Raw genomic sequence first — 24,105 nt, 5'->3', positions numbered from 1 at the left:
GGCCTATTGTTGCTTGTGGGGGCGTGACTATGGAGTCATAAATGACTTCTGTCGCGCTCCCTATTTTTATTTCCTCTTCTTCGGCCACTTCAAGCCATCCGCAATCAGTTGGTTCATGATTTTATCGGAAACGGGGATGACAGGGTCATAAGTAGGTGTCGAAATGCGGTAATTAGCCTTTTGCTTGCGATATTGCAAGGGGCTGACACCGACCTTTCGTTTAAACAACCGGGAGAAGTTTTTGCTATCTGGAAAATGTACCTGGCTAGCTACTGCGTAAACGGGATCATTTCCTAATGCGAGCAAACGTTTGGCATATCGCAAACGAAGCTCGATCAAGAACTGATAAAGGGAAACGTTGTATTTTTCCTTGAATTGCTTATTCATGTAGGGCACGGAAAAGCGGGTGACACTCTCCAGGTCTTTGATGTGTTCGATCTCCAGAAAGTGAATGGTGAGATACTTATAGACACTTTCAGCAATTTCCATATGAGAATTATTTTCTTGACGGCTTTTCACTAATTCGGCGTAGTCCTCACTGAGAATCAGCAAAAATTGGGCGATAGCTAGATCGGCAATGTAACTGTTTTTTTCTTGGCCCATATTGATTAAATCGATGGCTGAAGTGATGACTTTCTGAACATTGTAGAGCCGGCCGTGTCGCGGAAAAACAGCTTCGTGTTTTGCTGGCTGGTGATATTGATTGTCGATCTTGACCTCAGTGCGGGGAAAGAAATGAATCCAGACATATCTAGTCCCACGGGGGATTTTTCTGAACCCCCTGGCTTGCTGAAATGGAGGGACTACTAAAAACTCGTTCTTGTAGACAGTGAAGAAGTGACGCCCAACGGACAGATAGACTACTCCCTGTAATACTAACAAGATTCCATAGTTGCCCGGTTGAATTAATTTTTTTCGTTCCCATTCCTGAGTGCCTAGGAATAGTCCAGAAACGTAATAAAACGGAATTTTATTGAGATTAAAGCGAAAAAAGTTATTGGCCATCTTAATTCCTCTTGAAAATTAATAAATTCGTTTTCAACACCATATAACATTTTACTACTATTTTATGTCGCACTGGAATCAGTATAATTAAAAATAGTAAGCGCTTACCAAATAATCAAACCAGAATTATTTGGAAAGAAGGATCATCATGGAAATTTATCAAAAGGATGGTTGTCTCTATCAGCTCAATAATGGCGAAAAGATCGAGATTCGCCCATGGGGCACTAATAGTTTGCGGGTTAGAAGCACAAAGTTTGATAACTATACTGGTCGCAAAAATGCTTTGACAATGCCACTTCCGGAAGACCAGACGGCTGAGGTTTCCGTTGCTGACAATAAGCAAGCGGGATCGATCACGAATGGTAACATCACGGCTAAGTTTGACCCGTACGGTAATATTGCTTTCTTCAACCAGGATAAGAAGCTGTTATTGCAGGGCTGGCAACGTACACGAATTACGGCCATGGATCCTGGTACTAATGAATATAAAATGAATCACTTCAACAGTGCCCTCGACCTTGATTGGCACGAATTAAAGGGGATTGCTGGTGGTGACTTTAAGCTGCATGTTCGCTTTGAAGCAGATCCAGACGAACGGATCTACGGGATGGGCCAGTATCAGCAAAACTTCCTGAACTTAAAGAATGCTAAGCTCGAACTGGCATTACGGAATTCTCAAGCTTCCGTGCCATTCTATATTTCTAATAAGGGTTATGGGTTCTTGTGGAACAACCCATCGGTCGGCGAAGTATCATTTGCCAAAAACTTAACTGACTGGAAATCACGCGCTACTAAAGAAATGGATTTCTGGATTACGGCTGGTGACACGCCACACCAAATTGAAGAACAGTATGCAGCCGTTGCTGGAACGGTTCCGATGATGCCGGATTACGCCATGGGTTACTGGCAATGCAAGCTGCGTTATCAAACCCAGGACGAATTGTTGGCGGCTGCCCGAGAATTTAAGAAACGTGATTTGCCGATCAGCGTGATCGTCATTGACTTCTTCCACTGGCCAAAGTCCGGTGAATGGTGCTTTGATAAGAAGTACTGGCCAGATCCAAAGGCAATGATTAAGGAATTGCATGATATGGGCATCAAGCTGATGGTTTCGGTTTGGCCAACTGTGGACGAGACGAGTTCACACTACAAAGAAATGCGTGATAAGGGCTACTTGGTTCAGGCAGAACGTGGTGTGCCGATCACGATGGACTTCTTAGGTAACAATGGTTTTGCGGACTTTACTAATCCAAAGACCCAACAATACGTTTGGAAATTATTGAAGAAGAATTACTATGACCAGGGTGTCGATCTGTTTTGGTTGGATGAAGCTGAACCAGAATATTCCATTTATGATTACGACAACTATCGTTACCACGATGGCAGCCTGCTCGAAGTTGGCAACCGCTTCCCAGTTGGCTATTCCAAGATGGTCTTCGATGGAATGCGGAAGCAGGATCCACAACACAAAGTCATCAACTTAGTACGTAGCGCCTGGGCTGGTAGCCAGCGTTATGGTGCCTTGGTATGGTCTGGCGATATTGATTCCAGCTTCCGGGCTTTACGGAACCAGTTATGCATCGGTCTTAACATGGGAATTGCCGGAATTCCGTGGTGGACGACTGATATTGGCGGCTTTATTGGCGGTGAAACTGCTAATCCAGCATTCCATGAACTGGTTACCCGCTGGTTTGAATTTGCAACCTTCTGCCCAGTTATGCGGATGCATGGAGATCGTGAACCACATGCTAAGCCGTTGGGTACTGAAGGCGGTGGCAAGATGCCAACTGGTGCTCCAACTGAACCATGGGCTTATGGCGACAAAGTTTATAGAATCATGAAACAGTACATGACTTTGCGTTATCAAATGCATGACTACATCAAGAAACTGATGCAGGATGCTCACGAAAAGGGGACGCCGGTTATTTCACCGCTTTTCTATCACTATGACAAAGATGCTAAGGACTGGCAGGTTGAAGATGAATACATGTTTGGTCCGCAGGTCTTAGTAGCACCAGTGCTTTACGAAAAAGAAGAACAGCGAGATGTTTACCTACCAGCTGGCTACCAGTGGATTAACGTTTACACCGGTGAAACTGTTGATGGTGGACAGACAGTGACTGTTAAGACACCGCTGGCACAGATTCCGCTATTTACTCGTGCGGACAAGCCGGTTAAAGAACTGCTTGATTTTGGCAAAAGCCTGCATGACTGACAGTAGGGTGGTGTAATCATGAGTAATTCAAATCCTAATGCTACGGGATTGCTGCCCTTTCGCGAACGCTTTGGTTGGTCCATCGGTGACCTAGGTCAAAACCTGATTATCCAGACGATTAGCACCTACCTCCTATTCTTCTATACGAACGTCTATGGGCTTCCTGCAGCAGACGCTGCAACCATGTTTTTGGTGGTTCGGATGATTGATGCCATCAACGACCCGATTGTCGGGACCTTTGTCGATGGTCATAATACCCGTTGGGGGAAATACCGTGGATATTTACTGATCACGACGATTCCGCTAGCGATTATGGCTACGCTTTGTTTCATCGTGCCAAACTTCGGCAGTGTAGGGAAATTAGTGTATGCTTACGTCACCTATGTGGGAATGTCGCTGCTTTACACGACTGTTAATATTCCATACGGCTCACTGAACGCTGCCATGACACGTAACAATAGCGAATTGATCTCAATGAATTCGATGCGGATGTTCTTAGCCCAGATCGGTGGGATTTTAGTTACCTTTGGCATTCCGGTCTTCGTTAAGTTGTATTCAGGTGGCTATTATTCTGGCGTGAAGGCCCAACGCGGTTGGTTCTTGACGATGCTGAGCTACGCTGTTTTGGCTGCTGTCATCCTTCTCTTTACCTTCAGCCAGTCGGTTGAACATATCCATATGGATACGACACAATCCGCAAACATCAAGGTTCGTGATCTGTTCCGTCAGCTAAAGTTAAACCACCCGTTACAAATTCTGGCTGGCTTCTTTATCGTGACCTTTGGATTGATGTCGGTCACGGGTGCAGTTGGGGCTTATTACATGACCTACAATGCCAATGACCCCGACCTAATGAAATGGTACAACTTGATTGGCCTCTTACCGATTTTCATTGTTCTGCCATTACAACCAAAGATCAGTAAGAAATTTGGGACCCAGGCTCTGATGCAGACGAGTTTGCTGGTTTCCATCATAGGTTCAGTGATGATGTTCCTGAGTCCGGCAACTAACATTGCCCTGACTTTCATCGGCCACGCATTACAAAACAGCGGGATTCTCTTTGCGGAAACCTATGAATGGGCACTTGTTCCTCAAACCATCACGTACGGTGAATGGAAGACGGGCCGGCGCGAAAACGGGATTGTCAACGCGATTGTCGGTTTCTTCTTCAAATTTGGGATGGCTCTCGGCGGCATTATTCCAGGATATGTCTTATCTGCATTCGGTTTTGCTGCCGGTCAAACTCAAACGGCCCACAGCTTGCTTGGTATTAAGATATTAGCAACTATCGTGCCAATTATCTTAACGGTCCTGGCAATGATAGTCTTCTATTTCTACCGTTTGACCAATGAAAAAGTGGAGCAGCTCAACCGTGAGATTGAGGCACGAAAACAAGCCAACTAAAGACAGGTGAATGAAAGCGAGGTGCATAACCCCGCTTTTTTCATGCTTACTTTCAGGCCTCCCCAGCCAATCTGTGCTAATATAGGTTCCGCATAGGAGGACGAACAGACATGAGTTTGCTTGAAGTGGACGGCCTGACGATGAGTTACGCCGATAAAGAATTATACAAGGACGCCAGCTTTGCCCTGGAAAAGCACGAGCACATGGGCGTTGTGGGTCAGAATGGTGCTGGCAAATCAACCCTGATTAAGATTTTGATTGGCAAGGTTCTGCCAGTCGATGGAACGGTGAAGTGGCAACCAGGGACTTCGATCGGCTACCTGGACCAATACGTGGATATTCCGGAAGACGAAACGCTGATCGATTTTCTGCACAGTGCCTACGCGGACTTGTACAAGGCTGAAGCTGAAATGAACAAGATCTATGAAGATCCGAATGCCATGACCGATCAGAAGATGTTGGATAAGGCCGGCCAACTCCAAGAAAAGCTGGAATCCCATGGCTTTTATGATATCGACACCGAAGTCGAACGGGTGATGAACGGTTTAGGACTGACTGAACTAGGAAAGGACAAGCCAGTTGGTGAGATGAGTGGTGGCCAGCGTTCCAAAGCTATCCTGGCTAAACTGCTGTTGCAGAACCCGGACGTCATTCTTCTCGACGAACCGACGAACTACCTTGACACGGCCCACATCGATTGGCTGATCGACTACCTGCAAAACTTTGACGGAGCTGCCATGATCATCTCCCACGATTACGACTTTCTGGAGCAGGTGACGGACACGATCGTCGATGTTTCCTTTGGCAAGATCACTAAGTACCGTGGCAGTTTCCAACACGCGATGCGGCAAAAGGCAGAGCGCCAGGAAGCCCAGGAAAAGGCCTACGAAAAACAGCAAGAAGTAATCGAGAAGGCCCAACGCTTTATCCGCAAGAACAAGGCCGGATCGAAGTCCAACATGGCTAAGTCCCGGGAAAAGATGCTGAACCGGATGAAACGGGTGGATCCACCTTCGGAAAACTTGCAGGCCAGCTTCCACTTTCCGTATGAAGAATCCGGCAGTGCCAACGCTTTGCGGGTGGAGCAATTATCCGTCGGTTACAATAAGCCATTGTTAAAGCCGGTCACTTTCTCGATGACGATGGGCGAGAAGATGCTCTTTACGGGATACAATGGTGTCGGTAAGTCCACACTGATCAAGACCATCTTAGGTAAATTAGCGGCGAAGGGCGGAAAGGCGACCTTCTCACCGTCTGCTAAGGTCAACTACTTTGACCAGTTGCTGGAGTGGGATCAGCCCAACTTGACGCCGTTGCAGACAATTCAAGACCTCTTCCCGACGATGAAGCCGCAGACAATTCGCAAGAAATTAGCACGAGCTGGTATCAATGCTGCTAACGCGGCTAAGCCAATGCATGAGCTCTCTGGTGGTGAGCAGACCAAGGTTAAGCTGGCTATTCTAGAATTGACGCCGTGCAACTTCCTGGTGATGGACGAACCGACTAACCACTTGGATGATGAAACAAAGGATGGGCTGAAGAAGGCCCTGCAAGAATTCCCAGGCAACCTGATTTTGGTCAGCCACGAAGCTAGTTTCACGACCGGCTGGCTGGATAAGGTACTGGATGTTGAGAAGTTAAGTTTGAAGAAGTAAGTTGAAACGAAAAAGGCGCCCCGCGATGAAGCGAGACGCCTTTTCCTATGCATGATGGTAGGAAATTGGTATTAAGGTGATATTGAATTACAGTTTTGGTCCTAATGGGAACTTGGTCCCGAAGAGGAAGTTGAAAATGGCGCTTGGTGCGTAGTAATGCATGTCTTCGTGTCCGTATTCTGGAAGAATCAGGTGGTGTTTCTCTGACGTGATCCGGTTGTAGATGGCAAACTGGGTCGATGGGAAGACGGTGTCGTCCTCCAGTCCCGTTAGCATCAAGACCGGACACTTAACCCGGTGGGAGAAGTTCTTGACGTCGATGTAGTCGAGAATACTTAAGAACTTGTCTTCGGTCAGATGTAGTGGATCGTTGAACTTGAAGTAACGGAACATTTCATCGTACGGCAGATCACGATCGCCCATTTCCAGCGTCCGTTTGAAGTCGCCAAGAAACGGGTACTGGGTGACACATTTCTGAATCTTCGGATTCAGAGCCGCTCCCACGAGTGAAAGGGCACCACCCTGGGAGCCACCCCAGGTATAAAGCCGTTTAGCATCGACCCCGTCCAGTTTAGCTACGATGTTGATCAAGGTATAGACATCGAGGTAAACGTCCTTGAAGAAGAGGTGGTCACGACCCTGGGTGACTCCCCGGATGATCTGGCCGAGGACGGTGCAACCGTCCCAGACGCCATTGTCTTCGGAGAGACCTTGTTGTCCACGGGTATCGAGGTTAACGATCCCGATGTTGGCAGCTGGCCATTCCAGCAGACGAATCCAGTCAGAAGCCTGACCCATGTAGCCATGGAAAGTGAAGACTACTGGGAAAGGCTTTTTTGTTTTTGGAAAGACGCACTTGGCATGGATCCGGGCATCATTGGTACCCCGGAACCAGAGGTCATAAAAGTTGACACTATCAACACCAAAGTCGCGTTTCTCCAGTTTAGCCTGAGGGTCGGGAACGTCTTGCAACTGTTTGTCCCAAAAGGCATCGAAATCAGCAGGAACTTCCCGGCGCCCAGTATATTTCTTCATTTGTTCAATTGACATTGAATCAGCAGGCATTATTTATCAGATCCTTTGTAATCTTGGTCAATCGTCTTAGCAGTCAGACCAGTGACGTTGTGACCAAATTGTGGAGTGACCAGACCGACAAGCCAGCTGATCAGGAAGGCGAGAATGAAGGCTACACAAGGGGTAACCAGGGTAGCGACACCCTTCGTCTGCAGGTAGTAAGTAATACCAGCACTAAGCAGAACACCGACAACAACACTGAAGCGGTTAGCTGACTTGGTAAAGATACCAGCAGCGAAGATCCCGGCAACTGGTACACCGAACAGACCGGTAACGGAAAGGAAGAGGTTCCAAGTCTGAGCAGTGTTACCTAAGAGCAGGTAGATGGCGATAGCCAGGCTTAAGCAACCGGAAATGATAATGATGATCCGGGCCAGCGTAACGTCGCTGACGTTCTTGAACTTATCGTTAAAGAAGCGCTGCTTGAAGTCGGTAATGGCACAAGATGAAATGGCGTTCAGACTGGAAGCAATCGTTGATTGAGCAGCAGCGAATATTCCGGCGATGATCAGACCAGCTAAGCCGGCTGGGATTTCTTTAATAACAAAGTATGGCACGATGGCACTGGTGTTGAAACCGTGTGGCAGTGAACCAGTGGTGTGGTAGAAGCAGTATAACAGGGTCCCCATCCCGAAGAAAGTAGGAATGGTGATCAGGGCTAACCAACCGTTAGTCCAGAGTGACTTGGCAGTAGCCTTGATGCTTGGCGTCGTTTGGTAACGTTGCACAACGTCTTGACTACCGGTGTATTGGTACATTGAGTTGAAGAACTGACCGGCAAAGATGACTGGCAGGAAGAGTGCCAGGTTGTGTGGATTCCAGTCAGCACTTGAGAAGATCTTGTGGTGTGCAGCAGCGATGTGAACAACATTGCCGAAACCACCGACGTGAATGATGGCCATCAGGCAAATCAGAAGGGCACCACCCAGAAGCAGGAAACCTTGGATAACGTCGGTCCAAACAACACCTTCGATACCACCAAGGAAGGCGTAGATGATACACATAGCACCGATCAAAACGGCAATCAGAATTGGGTTGATCTTAGAAACAGAAGTGATCGCCAGAATTGGCAAGTAAATAACAATCGCAACACGACCGATGTGGTAAAGCATGAAGAGAGCACTCCCCAGGCACCGCATTACCGGTCCAAACCGTTCTTCCAGGTATTCGTAAGCGGTAGTAACCTTTAACTTACGGAAGAATGGAACGTAGTAATGAATCAAAATTGGGATGATCAGGAAGATGGTCATCGTTCCGACTGCGTAACCCCAGTCGGTCAGGAAAGCTTGTTCAGGCGTTGACATAAAAGTGATGGCACTCAGCGTCGTAGCCCAAATACTGAAACCAGCGGCCCAGGCAGGAATCCGCCCTTCAGCCTTGAAGAAGGAATCGGTACTCTTGCTGGCACGTTTGGTAAAGTAAACACCGATACCAAGCATGGCGACAAGATAAATGATTAAGACAGCCCAGTTAAGGGCCCCAAAACCTGTTTTTTGCATGATGATTTGTCTCCTTTGTGAAACTAATCATTGTTCGTCCTCACGTGTGTCAGCTTGTTGGTTGCGAACAATAAAGAATTTAAGAATAAACGGAGCAAGTAAGGTTGTGATGACGGTGACGGTAACCATCGCGGTGTAGTGGTTGGTATTAATGACATTGGAAGCAAGAGCAACGTTAGCCACAACCAGGGCCATTTCACCACGTGAGACCATCCCTGCACCAACAATGTTGCATTGGTGCCAGCTCAGCCCGAAGCAGCGGGCACCAAGCCCACAACCGATTTGTTTGCCGAGGATGGCAGTGATAATCAATAAAGTAATAAATAGCAAGTCGTGTGACATCCCGGCAAACTTTACGTTTAAGCCAATACTGATAAAGAATGCAGGAATAAAGACGGCATACCCAATCGGCTCAACTTTGGAAGCCAGCGGTTTGGAATAAGGAGTCTGGGAGATGGCTAGGCCAGCGAAGTAAGATCCCAGCACATCACTCATTCCCATCGCAACAGCCAGGGCAGCACCCCCAAAGCAAAGAATCATTGCACCAGCTGTTAAACTTTCTGTGGAATTGAGCTGTTGAAAACGGGTTAGGAACCATGGCACGATCCACCGACCGCAGGCCCAGACGATGACGAAGAATAAAATCTTTGGCACGATCATTTGGAACATCGATTGCTTGGCGCCCGTGTAAATACCAGTAGCGATTCCCAGTAAAATAACGCACATGATATCGTCGGCCACTGCGGCACCGAGAATGACAGCTCCAGCGCTCGTGTTGAGGTAATTGAGTTCTTTTAATACCTGGACGGTGATGCTAACGGAGGTGGCACTTAGTACTAATCCCATGAACAGGGAAGCTTTCACAGGGAAACCGAACATGTCATGACAAAGCAGGAAGGCGGTGCCAGTAGGGAAGATCACCCCAAGGGTGGCGACCACTAGCGAAGGCTTCCAATATTTTAAGAGCAAGCCCAAATCACCTTCGAGACCCGCAATGAACATCAGGACGATAACCCCGATCTCAGAGAAATAGTGGGTGAAAGTAGTTGGCTGCATAAAGTTCAGAACAGCTGGACCCACGATAACCCCGATCAGTAAAGCCCCAATGACTCCTGGGCACTTTAACCAACTGGCTAAGTGGGTGCTAAGAGTAACTAGCAGCAGGATTAAAAAGAGTTGTACTAAGTAGTTCATACAGTCACGTTCCTAAGTAATTGATTCGTTTATTTTAAGACAGCATTGACTAACTCAATTTGTTCGTCGATCTGTTCCGCCGGAATAGCGTATTCGAGGACTACCGGAACTTTGGCATCAAGTTGTTTTACCATTGCCGGCCAATCTTGAGTCTTATCAAGCAAAATAGTATCACGATCTTTGATCTCTTTGAGGTGGAAAATAGTGACGTATGGCAATAATTTTTGCAAAGCATCTGGTGCAGCTACGTCAACCCATGCCCAGTTGCCGGCGTCGAAGGTGTAGCCAATTTCAGGAACGGCATCATAGAGAATGCTAGCAGCTTTGCTAACTTTACTCAGTGTGCCGAATTCGTTGGGTTGGTTTTCGATCGTGACTTGGCAGCTAGCGGAGCTGAGTTGCGATTTCAGTGCTTGCAGTTGGCTTTGACTCAGGCTTGGATTGCCTAAGCTGATCTTTAAACCATTGAGATGATACTTAGCAGCTAATTGTAAATAATCATTGAGATGAGCATTGATTTTGTCACCATCGAAGAGTTCTTCGGGGATGGAATAGCGCAAATCCCAATTTTGTTCTTGGCAAACTTGGCTGATATGTTGGAGTTCCTGGTCACGTGTTTCTTCTTTGAAGAATTCACCACGAACTTCAACGCTGCTAATTGGTTTGCCCACCAGCCGGTCAACGCAATCCGATTGACTAGTTCCGTTTTGCAGGTCGTCCAGGAAGACGGCGGTGTTGATCGATACGGACAAGATAATGACCTCCTTAGATATGAGGATATAAAGAAAAACCGCACTCACGGCGATTTAAAAAGAACCGCTATGAGTCCGGTTGAGAAAAATATTAACTAGCTATTACAACTTCACTGTATCATGTAATTGGCTTTTTGTAAACACTTTATATTTACGATAATTGTTGACATGAATGCAATATAGGAAGATAAAATTTTTAAAGATATTAAAGCAAAATATTACTTACATTATTATTTGAGGCCTGATAAATGAGCCTCTTTTTCGCGATAATTATATATCGATAATAATTACCATCATCGAACCCTTCTGATAAGAGAAGGGGGCTAGGCTTACGTTAAAAATTATTTTAGTCTAGACCGACTTGATAAAATATTTTTCACATCTTATAATTAAGACGTCGGTTGAGGAATTGACACTAACTATTACAAGCAAATCAACTGTAATGAACTGAAGTGGTGCCGGATAGCATCCACTGACCTTAAAAAGGAGTTAACTAAAATGAAGAAAGTATTCGCTGCTTTAATGACTGCTTTTGACGCTGATGGCAATATTGATGAACAAGGCACTCGTGAAATTATCCGTCATGACATTGATGTCGAAGGCGTTGATGGTCTTTACGTTGGTGGCAGTACCGGTGAAAACTTCGAATTGGGCACAGATGAAAAGAAGAAGATCTTCGACATTGCCTGGGACGAAGCCGGTAAAGATGACGTTGATTTGATTGCTCAAGTTGGTAGTCCTAACCTCCACGAAGCTAAGATGTTGGCAAAGTACGTTACTGAAGAATTAGGATTCAAGACTATTTCAGCCGTAACGCCTTTCTACTACCAATACACCTTTGATGAAATTAAGCATTACTACGATGAAATCGTTAAGGACGTTGACGCCAACCTGCTGGTTTACTCAATTCCTGCATTAACTGGTGTTAACCTTTCACTGGACAACTTTGCTAAGCTGTTTGAAAACCCTAAGGTAATCGGTGTTAAGTACACGAACCCAGACTTCTTCCTGCTCGAACGTCTGCGCAAGCGTTTCCCAGACAAGATCATTATGTCTGGCTTTGATGAAATGCTGCTGCCAGCTCTGGCACTGGATGTCAACGGCTGCATCGGCAGTACTTTCAACCTGAACGCTAAGAAGGCTAAGGCAGAAATCAAGGCCTTCGAAGATGGCGACATCGACAAGGCACGTCAGCTGCAACACGAAAGCAACGACCTGATCGCTGACCTGTTGGACAATGGTATTTACCCATCAATCAAGCTGGTTCTGCAAAAGATGGGTGTTCACGCTGGTTACACTCGTGAACCAATGGCACACGCTGACGACAAGGTTAAGGCTGGTGCCGACAAGATTTACCAGAAGTACTTCGCTAACTAAGAGGGAGCAATTGCAATATGAAGAACACATTTTTAGATGATGTGAAAGGCCACTTGATCGTTTCATGTCAGGCTTTGCCGGATGAACCGCTTCACAGCTCGTTTATCATGTCACGGATGGCTCTCGCTGCTAAAGAAGCGGGTGCTAGTGGGCTTCGTGCTAACTCAGTAGTTGATATTCAAGCCATTCAGGATGAAGTTGACCTGCCGATTATCGGCATTGCCAAGGTGGATTATGATGATTCGCCGGTTTACATCACGCCAACGATGAAGGAAATGCGGGCTATCGCTGCTACCGGGGTTCCAGTAGTGGCCACCGATGTCACCGGGCAGAAACGTCCACACGGTGTTCAGTTGGCAGATATCGTTCAGGAATTCCGGAAAGAATTCCCTGATACCTTGCTGATGGCAGATACCGGTTCACTGGACAATGTTCGGGAAGCTAACAAACTCGGCTTTGACCTGATCGGGACGACGATGCATGGCTACACTCCTGATACTGAAGGAATGAACATTGCCGATAATGACTTTGAATACTTGAAACAGGTATTGAAGGTCGCAGATGCACCGGTTGTTTGCGAAGGTAAGATTAATCGTCCAGAAAAGGCACGCCGTGTATTAGACCTGGGGGCATACACAGTTGTTGTCGGTGGGGCGATTACCCGACCAAAGCAAATTGCTGAAGAATTTATCGCTGAAATTAATAAGTAAGATTTTAAGAGGCTGGGCGTTGTCTCAGCTTCTTTGGTGTATAAAAAAGAATCCTATATTTTAGTAAGTATTAGACTATTCCAACAAAAAGCGTATGATAGTCTGAAGGACAAAGGAGAAACAATTATGACAACCGTTTTTGAACACGCAACGATTTATACGGGTAGCCAGGTCATTCGTGATGGGTACATTCGTTTTGATGCAAAAGTGGAAGACGTTGGCCCAGTCGCTGATTACTTCCCACGGGCCAACGAAAAAGTCGTTGACATGCGTGGCAAGATTTTGGTTCCTGGATTCATCGACGTTCACACTCACGGTGGCTACAGCTTTGACACCATGGACGGGGATGCTGAAGAGCTGGACAAGATGGTGCGGACTGTTGCCCATGAAGAAGGGGTTACGACCATCTTCCCAACCACGATGACCCAGTCGAAGGAAAAGATCGACAAGGCCATGGCTAGCATCAATGAAGCCGCTCAGCATAACCGCCTGATCGGTGGGACTCACCTGGAAGGCCCATTCGTTTCACCAGTTTACAAGGGTGCTCAACCAGAACAATACATCATCAAGCCAGATCCAGACCTGCTGGACCACTGGGACAAGCTATCCGGCGGTCGTGTCAAGCTGATCACCTATGCTCCAGAAAATGCTGATGCCAAGTTCGAAAACTACTGCTTGAGTCACGGTATAGTGCTGTCAGCTGGGCACTCTAACGCCACCCGTGCTCAGATGAAGGCTTCCAAGGCTTCACACGTCACTCACCTGTACAATGCCCAACGTGAATTCCGTCACCGTGAACCTGGTGTTACGGGGCATGCTCTGTTGGAAGACAACATCATCTGTGAAATGATCTGTGATGGTTTCCACGTTTGCCCTGACATGATTAACCTGGCTTACAAGCTGAAGGGATCACACCGCATTGAATTAGTTACCGACTCACTGCGGGCTAAGGGGATGCCAGAAGGGATCTCCGAACTTGGTGGTCAAAAAGTTATCGTCAAGAACAAGCAAGCTCGGCTTGAGAATGGTCACCTGGCCGCTTCAATTGTGCAATACAACGATGCAGTGAAGAACATCGTTAAATTCACTGGTTGCAGCATTAACGACGCTGTTCAAATGAGTTCAGCCAACCAGGCACGTGAATTCCACCTTGAAGGCAAGGGCTCACTGGAACAGGGATCTGACGCCGACATTAACGTTATGACGCCAGAATTAGATCTGCTGCAGACGTACAGTTACGGTCAATTGATGGAGGCTGTTAAGTAGACCTATCAAAATGGTGCTGTAGTTGAGAAGTATTGATTTAAGCGGAGGTGTGAAATATGAAAATAAGTGATCAAATTGAGAACATTTTCCCTAGTTTGCCGCGGCAAGAACGGAAAGTGGCAATGATCGCTGTGCAAAAGTCGGAACAAGTCCAACAAATGTCAATTTCGGAATTGGCGGGCCAGGCTGCGGTCAGCAACGCTACGATCACCCGCTTTGTCAAACGTCTTGGCTGTGGTAACTTTGCTGGTTTTAAGATTTCATTAGCGCGTGGCAGTGAGGATAGCGAGCCATCGGAAACCGACGAAAGTGATGCAACGACGAGTGTGCTGGACTTTTACAGTAAGGTTTTGAACAAGACCCGGCACAAGTTGAATTCTGATGAATTGCGCCAAGCGGTCGACTGGATTACGACGAGTCATCGGGTATATCTGTTTGGAATTGGTAGTTCGGGTTATTCAGCCCACGAATTTAACCAACGTCTGATGCGGATGGGTATCTATTCCATTGCGATGACCGAAAGTCAAATTATGGCAATGGTTGGATCGCTGACTGGACCGCAAGACCTTGTTATTGCTTTGTCGAATTCCGGGCGAACTTTGTCCGTCAACGAGGCGGTCAACCTGGTTCGTAACCAGGGGACCAGGGTAATATCAATCACGTCCTATCCTGACAGCCCTTTGGCCAAACTGAGTGATTTGTCATTGCTTGTTCAAAATACGCGCTTTATTGATAATTCGCGCTTTATTAACTCACAATTCTCAATCATGTATGTCATCGACATTCTGACGACATTGCTGGTTCAGAACAAGAAGTTCAACCAGAAGATGTCGCGGACGATCGGTATGGTTGAGGATAAGCGGTTGAGCAGTTTTGGTGGTAATTAAACTGAAATAACGATTGGCTCCTCATGCTGATGATTGGTATGAGGAGTTATTTTTATACGAAAAATCCCCGAACGGCTGCGCTGTCGTTCGGGGTTCATTATTGAGAGGAGAAAGGAATTGCTTAATTAGTATTGTTTTTGGAGTTTGCTTGCCGCTGCCTTGTCGATGATCATAACGACGTCAGGGTGCTTTTGTAAAATGCTAGCAGGCACGTCGGGAGTGACTGGCCCTTCGATGGTTGCGGCCACCGCGTCGGCTTTGTTGGCACCGTAGGCTTCCAGCATGATCTTCTTGCCTGCCATGATGGAGCCAATCCCCATGGAAAGGGCTGACCGTGGCACTTCGTCTTCGTTGTCGAAGAAACGGGCATTGGCGTCGATCGTCGATTGCGTCAGTTTGACTTCGTGAGTCCCACCATCGACAGGACTACCAGGTTCGTTAAAGGCAATGTGACCGTTACGGCCGATACCTAAGAGCTGGAAATCAATCGGGTGATCCTTGATCAGTTGGTCATAACGTTTGCATTCAGCGTCAATGTCCTTGGCGAGACCATTGGGAACATCGGAGTGAGCAAATGGCTTGGCATTAAACAATTGCTGTTGCATGAAGTAGTGGTAACTTTGGTCATTTTCTGGTGACAGGCCAACGTATTCGTCCAAGTTAATGGAACGGCATGAACTAAAGTCGATATCACTGTTGCGCAGTTGAGCATAAGTGGTCTTTGGGGTACCACCGGTTGCTAAGCCGAAGCAACGAGCACCATTATCAAACGCATCTTTAAACTCTTTGAAGCCGGCCTTTCCGCCTTCTTCTGGGTCGTTTACGATAATAACTTTCATGTTCTTAAATCTCCTTAATTATTATTGGTCCACACCAATAATAACGCTTTCAAGAGTGATTTGCAAGCTCTGATCAAAGTTAAGTGAATAGTTCCCAAAAGGGTTATAATTAGAGTTGTAACTCACGAAAAGGATGGTAGTTTTATGGCACGTCAGTTAATTAAAATTTTTTCACATAATGACCTCGATGGTTTTGGGGCGCCACAGGTATTGCTGAGTGTTCAGCCATTTATGTTTCCCGATACTGAATTTGAAGTTACAAATATTGGAGCCGGCCAGATCGACGCAGCTTTGGATCACTGGTTCCAAAATCCGCAATTAAGCAACTATTCTGACGTCTACATGATGGACATGACGCCGGATAGTGAACACACTTTTGAAGAGTTAAATCAACACTTTGCTAATCATTGGCTGGTGTTTGACCATCACGAAACGGAACAAGAGGCGCGCCAAAAGTATGCAGCTAACAGTGTGGAAGCGGCTGATCCCGATATTTTGCCGAGTGCCGCCAGCATTGCGTGGGATTGGGTTAAAAAGCAGAGCACTTTTAACAAGCTTCCTGAAGGACGGAAGGCAGAGTTATCGGAGCTAGTTGAACTGATTCGGGCCTATGATACCTGGGATTGGGAGAATGATCCAGATTTGCCGGCTTCCGAAAAAGAAGGGGCTGACGAACTCAACGAGCTCTTCTGGTTCTACCCGAAAGCCCGGTCTCAGCAATTCATCAGTCAGGTCTTTAGCAAGGGCTGGACCGTTTATCACGAAGAAAATGAACTGCTAATCAAGACCATCACTGAACGGCGGGCTGACTACCTGAAACACCATCTGCGGGACGCCCTCACTGCTGAAATCGATGGCCACCAATTTGGGATTGTCTATGCCAGCGACTACAATTCGCAAATTGCTCACCAACTCCTGGCTGATAATCCAGAGTTGGAAGCTGCCTTAGTTGTCGGCCCAACTAGTGTTTCCTTGCGGAGCAATGACAAGATGGATGTCGCTAAGTTTGCCGAGAAGTATTACCAGGGTGGTGGCCACGCCAATGCTGCTGGTGGACGCCTGCCGATTAACCCCGTGCAGGTCGGTGAGCATGCCGTTCTTGACCATCTCAAAGCTGATGTTGCAGCCAGCAAGACGAAGCCAGATGAGGACCAGCAAAGCACACTTGCTGATAATCTAGACCCGGATGTGGCAGCAAAGATGGCCAAACTATTTAAGAAAGACAACTAATCAGAATTGTAAGAAAGCCATTGAAGATGGGATTGTTTGTGTCTCCCTTCTCCAATGGCTTTTCTCGTTTTACATCACTTTGGCTTCTTGAGATAAACGCTGCTTGATCTTTTCGGGGGTGTCGTCATCCGTAATCACCATTGCCAGCTCCTTAATGTCGGCGTAATGAACTACGGATTGATGATCGAATTTGGTGTGGTCAACCAAAGCAATTGTCTGTGAGCAGTGGTCGATCATTTTGCGCTTCAGCTCAGCTTCGTAGAGGTCAAAGTCGGACAGTCCTTTAGAAGAACTAATGGCGTAGCTTGACGTGAAGAAAGTGCCGATATTGAAATTATTGAGGAAAGCTAAATTGAGGTTGCTGTCGATGACGTTTGATTGTGGCTGGGCCACACCGCCTAGAACGATGGTGGTAATCTTAGGATTTTCTTTCAGCATGGTTGCAGTGTCGAGCCCGTTAGTGATGACGGTGATGCGCTTTTCTTGGTCAACTAGTTCACGCGCCAACGCCATGCAGGTAGTGCTGGCGTCCAGCAAGATACAATCGCCATTGTGGATAAGCTGAGCCGCTTTAACGGCGATCGCATGCTTAGATGATAGGTTGACGTTGCGCCGATCATGGAATTTTGTCCCGTTCAGTTGTTCATCGTTCTCTGCTTTAATGGCGCCACCGTGGGTGCGGGTGAGGAGCTTTTGGTCTTGCAAAACTTTGAGATCGTTGCGAATCGTTACCGTGGAAACGTTAAACTGCTCTGATAATTGATTGACCGCAACTGATCCGTTGTCGTTGACCATCTCGACAATTTCGTTTCTTCTTTCGTTAGCAAACATCAGCCTATTTCCTCCTCACAAGAATCCAAATTGGTTATATTTCAAATATTAAATAATTAGTTATTTTGATTAATTGCTAAAAGATATTTTAACAATTACTTGGGCCCTGAATACCTGAATATTATAAATATTGGTCTATGACCGTGAACTAAAGTTTGATTATTAACAAAGTAAAATCAAAAATTTACATCGATGTTTCATTTGAAGCACCTAACTAACTGTTACATTCTATGAATTAGCAAGATCTTAAGCGAGAAAGCGCCGTGCTTTCTCGCTTTCCTTTTCATTATAAAGCTAATCAATACTAAATGAAAGTAAAAGAAAGATAAAATGCCGTGTTATCCTTGAAAACCAAATCACAATGATGAAACATATCCCGCTGATAATCGCTAAACAGAACAAAATGAAAGCTATTTTTTCGTTATGATTTTTCAAAAATAAAATTTAAGAGCACCTAATTATTTGACAAAAGGTAATATACGGCCAAAAGACGCCTGATAGTTCAATCAAACACAAAAGAATAACGTTTGACAAGCGCTTACATCCTTGATAAAACAAAAGTGTCAGAAAGGGGACAAAAGAAAATGAAAGTTGGAATCGGAGCTGACATCAACGGAACGCAACTGAAACAAGCATTAATTACTTATCTGAGTAGTGAGGGTTATGAAATCACCGATTACGGAGCAGGTGATGCGGCAGCAACAATGTATCCTGATGTGGCATTGCGCGTGTGCCAGGCTATCAACAGCGGTGAGGTTGAACGTGGCATTTTGATCTGCGGCACCGGCCTGGGAATGGAAATCGCTGCTAATAAAGTGAAAGGCATTCGGGCGGCCGTGGCCGAAGATGTTTATTCTGCCGAAAGGGCCATCCTCAGTAACAATGCCCAGGTTATCACCATGGGAGCACGGGTGATCGGGCCAGAAGTCGCCAAACTCTGTGCAGATGCCTTTTTGAGCAATGAATTTACCCTAGCAGGCCATGGCAAAGCCTCAAATGCTAAGGTTGAGCGAATCATGCAAATCGAAGAAGAACAGATGTCATATTAAAAGGAGATCAGTCATGAGAAAACCAATTACTGCCGTCACTACTGGAGATCCAGCCGGGATCGGCCCAGAAATCTGTGTAGAAGCTTTAACAAAGCAGGAAGTTTATGACAAGATGAATCCCTTCCTAATCGGTGACGAAACCGTCATCCGTAAGGCAATGAAGGTGAAGGGCATTGATTATCGCATTCACCTGATTCAGGATCCACAAGAAGGTATCTACCAGCGCGGCACTATCGACCTGATGACCACTGGTAGCTACGATGTCGATTCGATCGAGTACGGCAAAGTACAAAAGCTCTGTGGACGGATGGCAATGGACTTCATTATGAAATCCATTGACCTCGGCAACAACGGTCAGATCGATGTTGTCGGCACGGCCCCGATTAACAAGCAGGCTATTAAGCTCGTCGGGGTACCAGAACCAGGACATACCGAAATTTTCCAGGATTACACACATTCACCATACGCACTGACGATGTTCAACGTGGAAAAGCTACGGGTCTTTTTCCTGTCACGCCACATTTCTTTACAGAACGCAATCAAGTTTGCTAATAAGGAACACTGTTTGGAATTTCTAACCAATATCGACGAAGTGATGCGTGGCCTCGGCTTTGATCACCCCGAAATCGCTTTGGCAGCCCTTAACCCACATGGTTCTGATAACGGTCTCTTCGGGACGGAAGAACATGATGAACTGATCCCAGCCGTTCAGGAAGCACGCCAACGGGGAATCAATGCGGTCGGACCGGTTCCGGCTGATTCGGTTTTCTGGAAAATGCGTAAGGGCCATTATGACGCTATTCTTTCGCTTTACCACGACCAAGGTCACATTGCTTGCAAGACGCTGGACTTTGAAAAAGCGATCACCATCACCTGGGGGTTGCCATTTATGCGTTCAGCAGTGGACCACGGAACGGCTTTTGACATCGCTGGGAAAGGCATTGCCCAATCCGTCAGCATGGTTGAATCCCTGACCGTTGCCTGCGATTACTGGCAGATGCAACAGCGGGCACGGGCACGTCAAGCAACGGTTGCAGCTCATTAAGAGCCAACGATTGAAACAAATGAAGGATAACAAGGAGGTTTTCTAATGACTGCAATTGGTGTGATTGCTGATGATTTAACTGGTGCCACGACTGTGGGTACCTTGCTGGCACGAGCTGGTATCAAAACGGCAGCTTATTTTTCGCCGGATGATATGCCAGGTGCTGACCAATATCAAGCAATTGTGATGACGACTGACAGCCGCCACATGAAGGCTGAAGATGCCGATGCGGCAGTGACAAAGGTGATGAAGAAGCTGCAACGGTGCCACGTGGACTACTTTACCAAACGGATCGACACCACCTACCGTGGTGGCCTTGGTACAGAAATCGACGCCATGCTAAGGCAGATGCCAGCTGACACGATGGCAATGGTAGTACCGGCGATGCCACAATCCAAGCGAATTCTAGCAGGTGGCTACGCCATCATTGAAAATACGGCGCTGGAAGAAACGGAAGTAGCCCATGATGTGCTGACTCCCGTGACGGAAACCTTTATTCCGAAACTGATCGCCGGACAGACGCACCATAAAGTGGGTGTGCTGGACTTGGAAACAGTTTTGGCTGGCCCGGCCGCTGTTAAAGAAGTCCTGGAACGCCGTCAAGCCGAAGGATGCCGGGTGATTGTTTGTGATTCCGTCAGCATGGCACACGTCCAACTGATTGCCAACAGTGTGGTCGAGCTCGGCTGGTCGACCCTGGCCGTTGATCCGGGTCCATTCACGTACGCCTTAGCCCTTGCTCATGGCTTAGGACAGGAAAAGGCTGACACGACTTCAGATAATGCATCATCTATTGATCCAGAAGAGAGCGGACATGTCCTAGTAGTCGCCGGCAGTGCAACGGGTGTTACCCGCAAGCAAATCGATTATTTGGCTGCCAACGACACGGTCGACGTTATTTCAGTCGATCCGCGTTCAATTGTGATGAATGACCGGTTAGCTCACCAGATGATTACAGCACAAACCGACCGTCTTTTAGCTAGTCTCAGTGATCCAGCAACGAACGTGACGATTCTGGAAACAGCAGTTTATAGCCCTGTTCTCGATCTGAAGCAGGTTGAAGCGGAAGACCATCTACCATCTGGACAAGCGTCGGCCAATATCAATTTGGCAGTTGCCCAGATTGTTCACCAAGCCCTAGCCGAGTGGACGGGCCACTTGGACGGCCTTTACATGACCGGCGGTGACACGATGGTCACGACACTGAAGCACTTGGGTGCAAAGGGAATTGGTCTGCGTGATTACGTCATTCCACAGACTGATCTTGGTCAAATTATCGGCGGTGATTTTGCCGGTACTTTCACGATCGGCAAAGGTGGCATGACGGGGAAAGAAGATACCGCCGTCGTCGCTGTTAACCGTTGCTTCGCTGAGTCACGGCAGTTAGTTCAACAAAAGGTGGTCACACTATGAAGTTACTGAAAAAATTTCCTGGCGGAATGATTATCATTCCGATGCTCTGTGCGATTTTGATTAATACTTTTATCCCAGGAGTTCTGAATTTAGGTGGACCTACCACGGGCCTCTTCAAAGCCGGGAACCAGGCGATGATGGGCTTGTTCCTGATTGTCTGCGGATCCCAGATCAACTTTAAGACGGTTGGCCGACCGCTGTACAAGGGAATTGTCCTGCTAGCGCTGAAGTTTATTATTGGTGCAGCCATCGGTTGGACTGTCGGTAGTATCTGGGGTGCTAAAGGGGTGATTGGACTGACGCCACTGGCAGTGATGGCTAGCATGCTGTCCGCTAACAGTTCTCTATACATCGCTTTGTGTGCCGAGTACGGCAACTCATCAGATTCTGGTGCCATTGCGATCTTTTGTATCCACGATGGCCCGTTCCTGACGATGATTGCGATGGGTGTTTCGGGGATGGCCAACATTCCGTGGACCTCGATCATTGCCATGATTATTCCACTCTTTGTTGGTGCCATTTGGGGCAACCTCGATGGTGAATTTAAGTCCCTGTGTCAGAAATCACAAAATTTCGTCATTATCTGGATGTCATTCGGGATTGGTTCTAATTCCAGCCTCGGCACCATCGTTAAGGCAGGTTTGCCTGGTGTCGCTCTGGGGATTATCGCACCGATCATCGGGATTGTTTACTTCTTTGTTTACAACCTCTTCCTCAAGAAAAAGACTTCATTGGGCTTTGCCCTCGGTTCCGTGGCTGCGAATTCGGCGTTGACGCCGGGTCTGGTTGCTGCTGCCGATCCCGCTCTGAAGGGTGTAGCGGGGATGGCTGCTGCCCAATGTGCCACCGCTTCGATCATTACTATGCTAATCATCCCGTTCCTCGTCGGCTGGGGCGATAAATTCCTGAAGAAGCATTACTCAGCTGATAGGTTGAACGAACAGCCAGCCATGCAAGCCGGTGTTAAGCGAGCCGTCGATAAAGCTAAAACGAGAGTACGAGCTGCGACGTCACCAGTACCTGGTAAAACTCAAGGGGGCACGGTCTGATGTCACGCGAGCCGGTCGTTGGTTTTAGCCTCAAAAATTACATCAATACGATTGAAGACAACGCTGCTTTAGTTCGAGAACTAAATCGACGGTGCGGTCAGGAAAGCGGGGTTGAACAGTTTTTACTGCCTAGTTTAGGCACAATTGAAAACACGGCTCAAATTCTTCTCGACAATAATAGTCAAATCGGTTTTGGCGCGCAAAACGTCGGACCAGCTGCCAATGGTGCCTGGACGGGCGAATATTCGATTGAGACATTAGCTAGCCTGCATGGCTCATACGTTGAAGTCGGGCACCACGAACGATTGCTGTACTTTCATGAAGATGCCGGCATGATTAACCGGAAACTGAAGCTAGTGTTGCAATTTGAAATGACACCGGTGTTATGTATTGGTGAAGGACAGCGAAAACTATCGCCAGCAGACTTCAGCGATCGTATTCACCGCTTGTTGGAACGCTATTTATGTGGGATCGATGTTGAGACGGTCGGTAAGATGATCATTGCCTATGAACCGGGATGGGCAATAGGACAGCGTACCGCTGCAAATCCGCAATTTGTGCATCAAGCGATGGCAAGTATTCGCCGCAGTTTAGCGCAATTGACAAGCCCCCTGATTGCCGACCAGGTGCGCCTAATCTATGGTGGTTCGGTTTCGAAACTGTCCACGCCGGCAATTGTGGATGATGACAACACCGATGGCATCTTTGTGGGTCGTTTTGGCCATGACCCTGCTAACTATCAGGCTATGTTAGATGAAGTCAAGAAAGCAAAGATGAAGTAATCAAAAGGCTCCTTGTCGCGTGTGACAGGGGGCCTTTGCTAGCTCGTCATGTTACAATTTTGCTAGATCAAAAACGGAGGGAATAATTATGTCAGTTAATGTCTACGTCGTTCGCCACGGTCAGACGATGTTCAATCTTTACCACCGGATGCAAGGTTGGTCGGATTCGCCACTTACTGAGTCAGGAATTAAAGATGCAGTGCGGGCCGGCAAAGCGCTAGCTCATCTTCACCTTGACTACGTTTTTACCAGCGACCTGCGGCGGGCGGTCGATACAGCCAAGTGGATCATGAAACAACACGATGCTGATAACCAACCAGCCATCACCCAAGACATTCATTTCCGGGAAGTCAACCTCGGCTTCATGGAAGGGGAACCCGGCGATACCATGGGTGATATTCTTAGTGGTAAGTGGCGCCATTATCATAGCTGGGCCGAATTTATGCAGGACTACACGATGGCTCAGGCCCGTGACATTATGCACGAAAAAGACCCTTACCACTTGGCAGAAAGCAATGACCAGTTTATCAGCCGGATCAAGCAAGGGGTTGACCGGTTACGTCGCTTGCCTGATGGCAGCAACGTCCTCCTGGTAGACCATGGCCTGGTAGTGCGTTCACTGATGGAGCTTTATGCTTCACCAGATGTTTATGACGGGACGGAAGCACCGAAGAATGCCCATATCTCGAAGATGGTTTTGGATGGTGACAAGACGACGGTTGAGTACTTTAACCGGGTTGATTTACCTTGAAAAAATAGTAAAGCTATTGAATGTTACGTGAGTAGCATGTGAAATAACCCCTTAAGTTGGATTGTTTGTCCAACTTAG

21 protein-coding genes are annotated in these 24,105 nt (G+C 47.1%); 14 read left to right on the top strand and 7 right to left on the bottom strand.

The genetic code is table 11. The features are described 5' to 3' along the window. Window positions 1-66: 66 nt before the first annotated feature. Window positions 67-1,005 carry a helix-turn-helix domain-containing protein gene (locus tag AB3114_RS00550; RefSeq protein WP_367341312.1) on the bottom strand — a complete coding sequence of 313 codons (939 nt, stop codon included), beginning with the start codon at window positions 1,003-1,005 and terminating at the stop codon, window positions 67-69. 148 nt (window positions 1,006-1,153) lie between these two features. On the opposite strand from AB3114_RS00550, the gene AB3114_RS00545 reads away from it, so the two are divergent. From AB3114_RS00545 to AB3114_RS00535, 3 genes are all read left to right on the top strand, one after another. Continuing rightward, window positions 1,154-3,220: a TIM-barrel domain-containing protein gene (locus AB3114_RS00545; protein WP_367341311.1), complete on the top strand. Its 2,067-nt coding sequence runs from the start codon at window positions 1,154-1,156 to the stop codon at window positions 3,218-3,220. Between the two features lie 18 nt (window positions 3,221-3,238). After that, window positions 3,239-4,624: a glycoside-pentoside-hexuronide (GPH):cation symporter gene (locus AB3114_RS00540; protein WP_367341310.1), complete on the top strand. Its 1,386-nt coding sequence runs from the start codon at window positions 3,239-3,241 to the stop codon at window positions 4,622-4,624. Between the two features lie 110 nt (window positions 4,625-4,734). Beyond that, window positions 4,735-6,279 (top strand): ABC-F family ATP-binding cassette domain-containing protein, encoded by a 1,545-nt coding sequence (locus AB3114_RS00535; RefSeq protein ID WP_367341309.1) that lies wholly within the window; start codon window positions 4,735-4,737, stop codon window positions 6,277-6,279. Between the two features lie 87 nt (window positions 6,280-6,366). Here AB3114_RS00535 and AB3114_RS00530 read toward each other — a convergent pair whose 3' ends face one another. The 4 genes from AB3114_RS00530 to AB3114_RS00515 are packed head-to-tail and all read right to left on the bottom strand — an operon-like array spanning window position 6,367 to window position 10,798. Next, window positions 6,367-7,329, bottom strand: coding sequence for an acetylxylan esterase (locus tag AB3114_RS00530; protein ID WP_367341308.1), 963 nt, complete (start codon window positions 7,327-7,329; stop codon window positions 6,367-6,369). A 14-nt stretch (window positions 7,330-7,343) separates the two neighbouring features. Then, a complete protein-coding gene (locus tag AB3114_RS00525) occupies window positions 7,344-8,852 on the bottom strand; it encodes a sodium:solute symporter (RefSeq protein ID WP_367341307.1) in 1,509 nt (502 codons plus the stop codon). A 27-nt stretch (window positions 8,853-8,879) separates the two neighbouring features. Further along, window positions 8,880-10,046, bottom strand: a complete 1,167-nt coding sequence (locus tag AB3114_RS00520) for a cation:proton antiporter (RefSeq protein ID WP_367341306.1) — start codon at window positions 10,044-10,046, stop codon at window positions 8,880-8,882. 29 nt (window positions 10,047-10,075) lie between these two features. Continuing rightward, window positions 10,076-10,798, bottom strand: coding sequence for a sugar phosphate isomerase/epimerase family protein (locus tag AB3114_RS00515; RefSeq protein WP_367341305.1), 723 nt, complete (start codon window positions 10,796-10,798; stop codon window positions 10,076-10,078). A gap of 498 nt (window positions 10,799-11,296) precedes the next feature. Between AB3114_RS00515 and AB3114_RS00510 the strand changes: the two genes are divergently transcribed. From AB3114_RS00510 to AB3114_RS00495, 4 genes are all read left to right on the top strand, one after another. Next, entirely contained in the window at window positions 11,297-12,175 is an 879-nt protein-coding gene (locus tag AB3114_RS00510) for an N-acetylneuraminate lyase (RefSeq protein ID WP_367341304.1), read from the top strand. A gap of 17 nt (window positions 12,176-12,192) precedes the next feature. Next, window positions 12,193-12,885, top strand: coding sequence for an N-acetylmannosamine-6-phosphate 2-epimerase (locus AB3114_RS00505; RefSeq protein ID WP_367341303.1), 693 nt, complete (start codon window positions 12,193-12,195; stop codon window positions 12,883-12,885). A 126-nt stretch (window positions 12,886-13,011) separates the two neighbouring features. Next, the gene (gene nagA / locus AB3114_RS00500) at window positions 13,012-14,151 is read left to right on the top strand and encodes an N-acetylglucosamine-6-phosphate deacetylase (RefSeq protein WP_367341302.1); all 1,140 of its coding nucleotides are present in this window, start codon (window positions 13,012-13,014) and stop codon (window positions 14,149-14,151) included. A 56-nt stretch (window positions 14,152-14,207) separates the two neighbouring features. Beyond that, a complete protein-coding gene (locus AB3114_RS00495; protein WP_367341301.1) occupies window positions 14,208-15,038 on the top strand; it encodes a MurR/RpiR family transcriptional regulator in 831 nt (276 codons plus the stop codon). Between the two features lie 125 nt (window positions 15,039-15,163). Here AB3114_RS00495 and AB3114_RS00490 read toward each other — a convergent pair whose 3' ends face one another. Next, a complete protein-coding gene (locus AB3114_RS00490; RefSeq protein ID WP_367341300.1) occupies window positions 15,164-15,877 on the bottom strand; it encodes a glucosamine-6-phosphate deaminase in 714 nt (237 codons plus the stop codon). A 144-nt stretch (window positions 15,878-16,021) separates the two neighbouring features. Here AB3114_RS00490 and AB3114_RS00485 point away from each other — a divergent pair, with 144 nt between their 5' ends. Further along, complete coding sequence (locus AB3114_RS00485; RefSeq protein WP_367341299.1) at window positions 16,022-17,107, top strand: DHHA1 domain-containing protein; 1,086 nt, start codon at window positions 16,022-16,024, stop codon at window positions 17,105-17,107. A 69-nt stretch (window positions 17,108-17,176) separates the two neighbouring features. Here AB3114_RS00485 and AB3114_RS00480 read toward each other — a convergent pair whose 3' ends face one another. Next, window positions 17,177-17,938 (bottom strand): DeoR/GlpR family DNA-binding transcription regulator, encoded by a 762-nt coding sequence (locus tag AB3114_RS00480; RefSeq protein ID WP_367341298.1) that lies wholly within the window; start codon window positions 17,936-17,938, stop codon window positions 17,177-17,179. Window positions 17,939-18,522: 584 nt separating this feature from the next. Between AB3114_RS00480 and AB3114_RS00475 the strand changes: the two genes are divergently transcribed. From AB3114_RS00475 to AB3114_RS00450, 6 genes are all read left to right on the top strand, one after another. After that, window positions 18,523-18,987, top strand: coding sequence for an RpiB/LacA/LacB family sugar-phosphate isomerase (locus tag AB3114_RS00475; RefSeq protein ID WP_367341297.1), 465 nt, complete (start codon window positions 18,523-18,525; stop codon window positions 18,985-18,987). Between the two features lie 13 nt (window positions 18,988-19,000). Further along, entirely contained in the window at window positions 19,001-20,032 is a 1,032-nt protein-coding gene (gene pdxA / locus AB3114_RS00470) for a 4-hydroxythreonine-4-phosphate dehydrogenase PdxA (RefSeq protein WP_367341296.1), read from the top strand. Window positions 20,033-20,077: 45 nt separating this feature from the next. Further along, a complete protein-coding gene (locus tag AB3114_RS00465) occupies window positions 20,078-21,445 on the top strand; it encodes a four-carbon acid sugar kinase family protein (RefSeq protein WP_367341295.1) in 1,368 nt (455 codons plus the stop codon). Then, a complete protein-coding gene (locus AB3114_RS00460; RefSeq protein WP_367341294.1) occupies window positions 21,442-22,494 on the top strand; it encodes a 2-keto-3-deoxygluconate permease in 1,053 nt (350 codons plus the stop codon). The genes AB3114_RS00465 and AB3114_RS00460 overlap by 4 nt, the downstream gene beginning before the upstream one ends. After that, window positions 22,494-23,276, top strand: a complete 783-nt coding sequence (locus tag AB3114_RS00455; protein WP_367341293.1) for a triose-phosphate isomerase — start codon at window positions 22,494-22,496, stop codon at window positions 23,274-23,276. Before AB3114_RS00460 ends, AB3114_RS00455 begins: the two co-directional genes overlap by 1 nt. Before the next feature lie 88 nt (window positions 23,277-23,364). Next, complete coding sequence (locus AB3114_RS00450) at window positions 23,365-24,027, top strand: histidine phosphatase family protein (RefSeq protein WP_367341292.1); 663 nt, start codon at window positions 23,365-23,367, stop codon at window positions 24,025-24,027. The last annotated feature ends 78 nt before the right edge of the window (window positions 24,028-24,105 follow it).

The organism is Limosilactobacillus sp., from assembly GCF_040772465.1.
In the GTDB taxonomy this organism is placed as follows: Bacteria; Bacillota; Bacilli; order Lactobacillales; family Lactobacillaceae; genus Limosilactobacillus.
The sequence above is the reverse complement of the archived record's forward strand: the minus strand, read 5'-3'. Positions and strand labels throughout refer to the sequence as shown.

Excerpts from the sequence above, each read along its gene's own strand:
- AB3114_RS00550 (WP_367341312.1), bottom strand. The coding sequence starts at position 1,005 with ATGGCCAATAACTTTTTTCGCTTTAATCTCAATAAAATTCCGTTTTAT.
- AB3114_RS00545 (WP_367341311.1), top strand. The coding sequence starts at position 1,154 with ATGGAAATTTATCAAAAGGATGGTTGTCTCTATCAGCTCAATAATGGC.
- AB3114_RS00540 (WP_367341310.1), top strand. The coding sequence starts at position 3,239 with ATGAGTAATTCAAATCCTAATGCTACGGGATTGCTGCCCTTTCGCGAA.
- AB3114_RS00535 (WP_367341309.1), top strand. The coding sequence starts at position 4,735 with ATGAGTTTGCTTGAAGTGGACGGCCTGACGATGAGTTACGCCGATAAA.
- AB3114_RS00530 (WP_367341308.1), bottom strand. The coding sequence starts at position 7,329 with ATGTCAATTGAACAAATGAAGAAATATACTGGGCGCCGGGAAGTTCCT.
- AB3114_RS00525 (WP_367341307.1), bottom strand. The coding sequence starts at position 8,852 with ATGCAAAAAACAGGTTTTGGGGCCCTTAACTGGGCTGTCTTAATCATT.
- AB3114_RS00520 (WP_367341306.1), bottom strand. The coding sequence starts at position 10,046 with ATGAACTACTTAGTACAACTCTTTTTAATCCTGCTGCTAGTTACTCTT.
- AB3114_RS00510 (WP_367341304.1), top strand. The coding sequence starts at position 11,297 with ATGAAGAAAGTATTCGCTGCTTTAATGACTGCTTTTGACGCTGATGGC.
- AB3114_RS00505 (WP_367341303.1), top strand. The coding sequence starts at position 12,193 with ATGAAGAACACATTTTTAGATGATGTGAAAGGCCACTTGATCGTTTCA.
- nagA (WP_367341302.1), top strand. The coding sequence starts at position 13,012 with ATGACAACCGTTTTTGAACACGCAACGATTTATACGGGTAGCCAGGTC.
- AB3114_RS00495 (WP_367341301.1), top strand. The coding sequence starts at position 14,208 with ATGAAAATAAGTGATCAAATTGAGAACATTTTCCCTAGTTTGCCGCGG.
- AB3114_RS00490 (WP_367341300.1), bottom strand. The coding sequence starts at position 15,877 with ATGAAAGTTATTATCGTAAACGACCCAGAAGAAGGCGGAAAGGCCGGC.
- AB3114_RS00485 (WP_367341299.1), top strand. The coding sequence starts at position 16,022 with ATGGCACGTCAGTTAATTAAAATTTTTTCACATAATGACCTCGATGGT.
- AB3114_RS00480 (WP_367341298.1), bottom strand. The coding sequence starts at position 17,938 with ATGTTTGCTAACGAAAGAAGAAACGAAATTGTCGAGATGGTCAACGAC.
- AB3114_RS00475 (WP_367341297.1), top strand. The coding sequence starts at position 18,523 with ATGAAAGTTGGAATCGGAGCTGACATCAACGGAACGCAACTGAAACAA.
- pdxA (WP_367341296.1), top strand. The coding sequence starts at position 19,001 with ATGAGAAAACCAATTACTGCCGTCACTACTGGAGATCCAGCCGGGATC.
- AB3114_RS00465 (WP_367341295.1), top strand. The coding sequence starts at position 20,078 with ATGACTGCAATTGGTGTGATTGCTGATGATTTAACTGGTGCCACGACT.
- AB3114_RS00460 (WP_367341294.1), top strand. The coding sequence starts at position 21,442 with ATGAAGTTACTGAAAAAATTTCCTGGCGGAATGATTATCATTCCGATG.
- AB3114_RS00455 (WP_367341293.1), top strand. The coding sequence starts at position 22,494 with ATGTCACGCGAGCCGGTCGTTGGTTTTAGCCTCAAAAATTACATCAAT.
- AB3114_RS00450 (WP_367341292.1), top strand. The coding sequence starts at position 23,365 with ATGTCAGTTAATGTCTACGTCGTTCGCCACGGTCAGACGATGTTCAAT.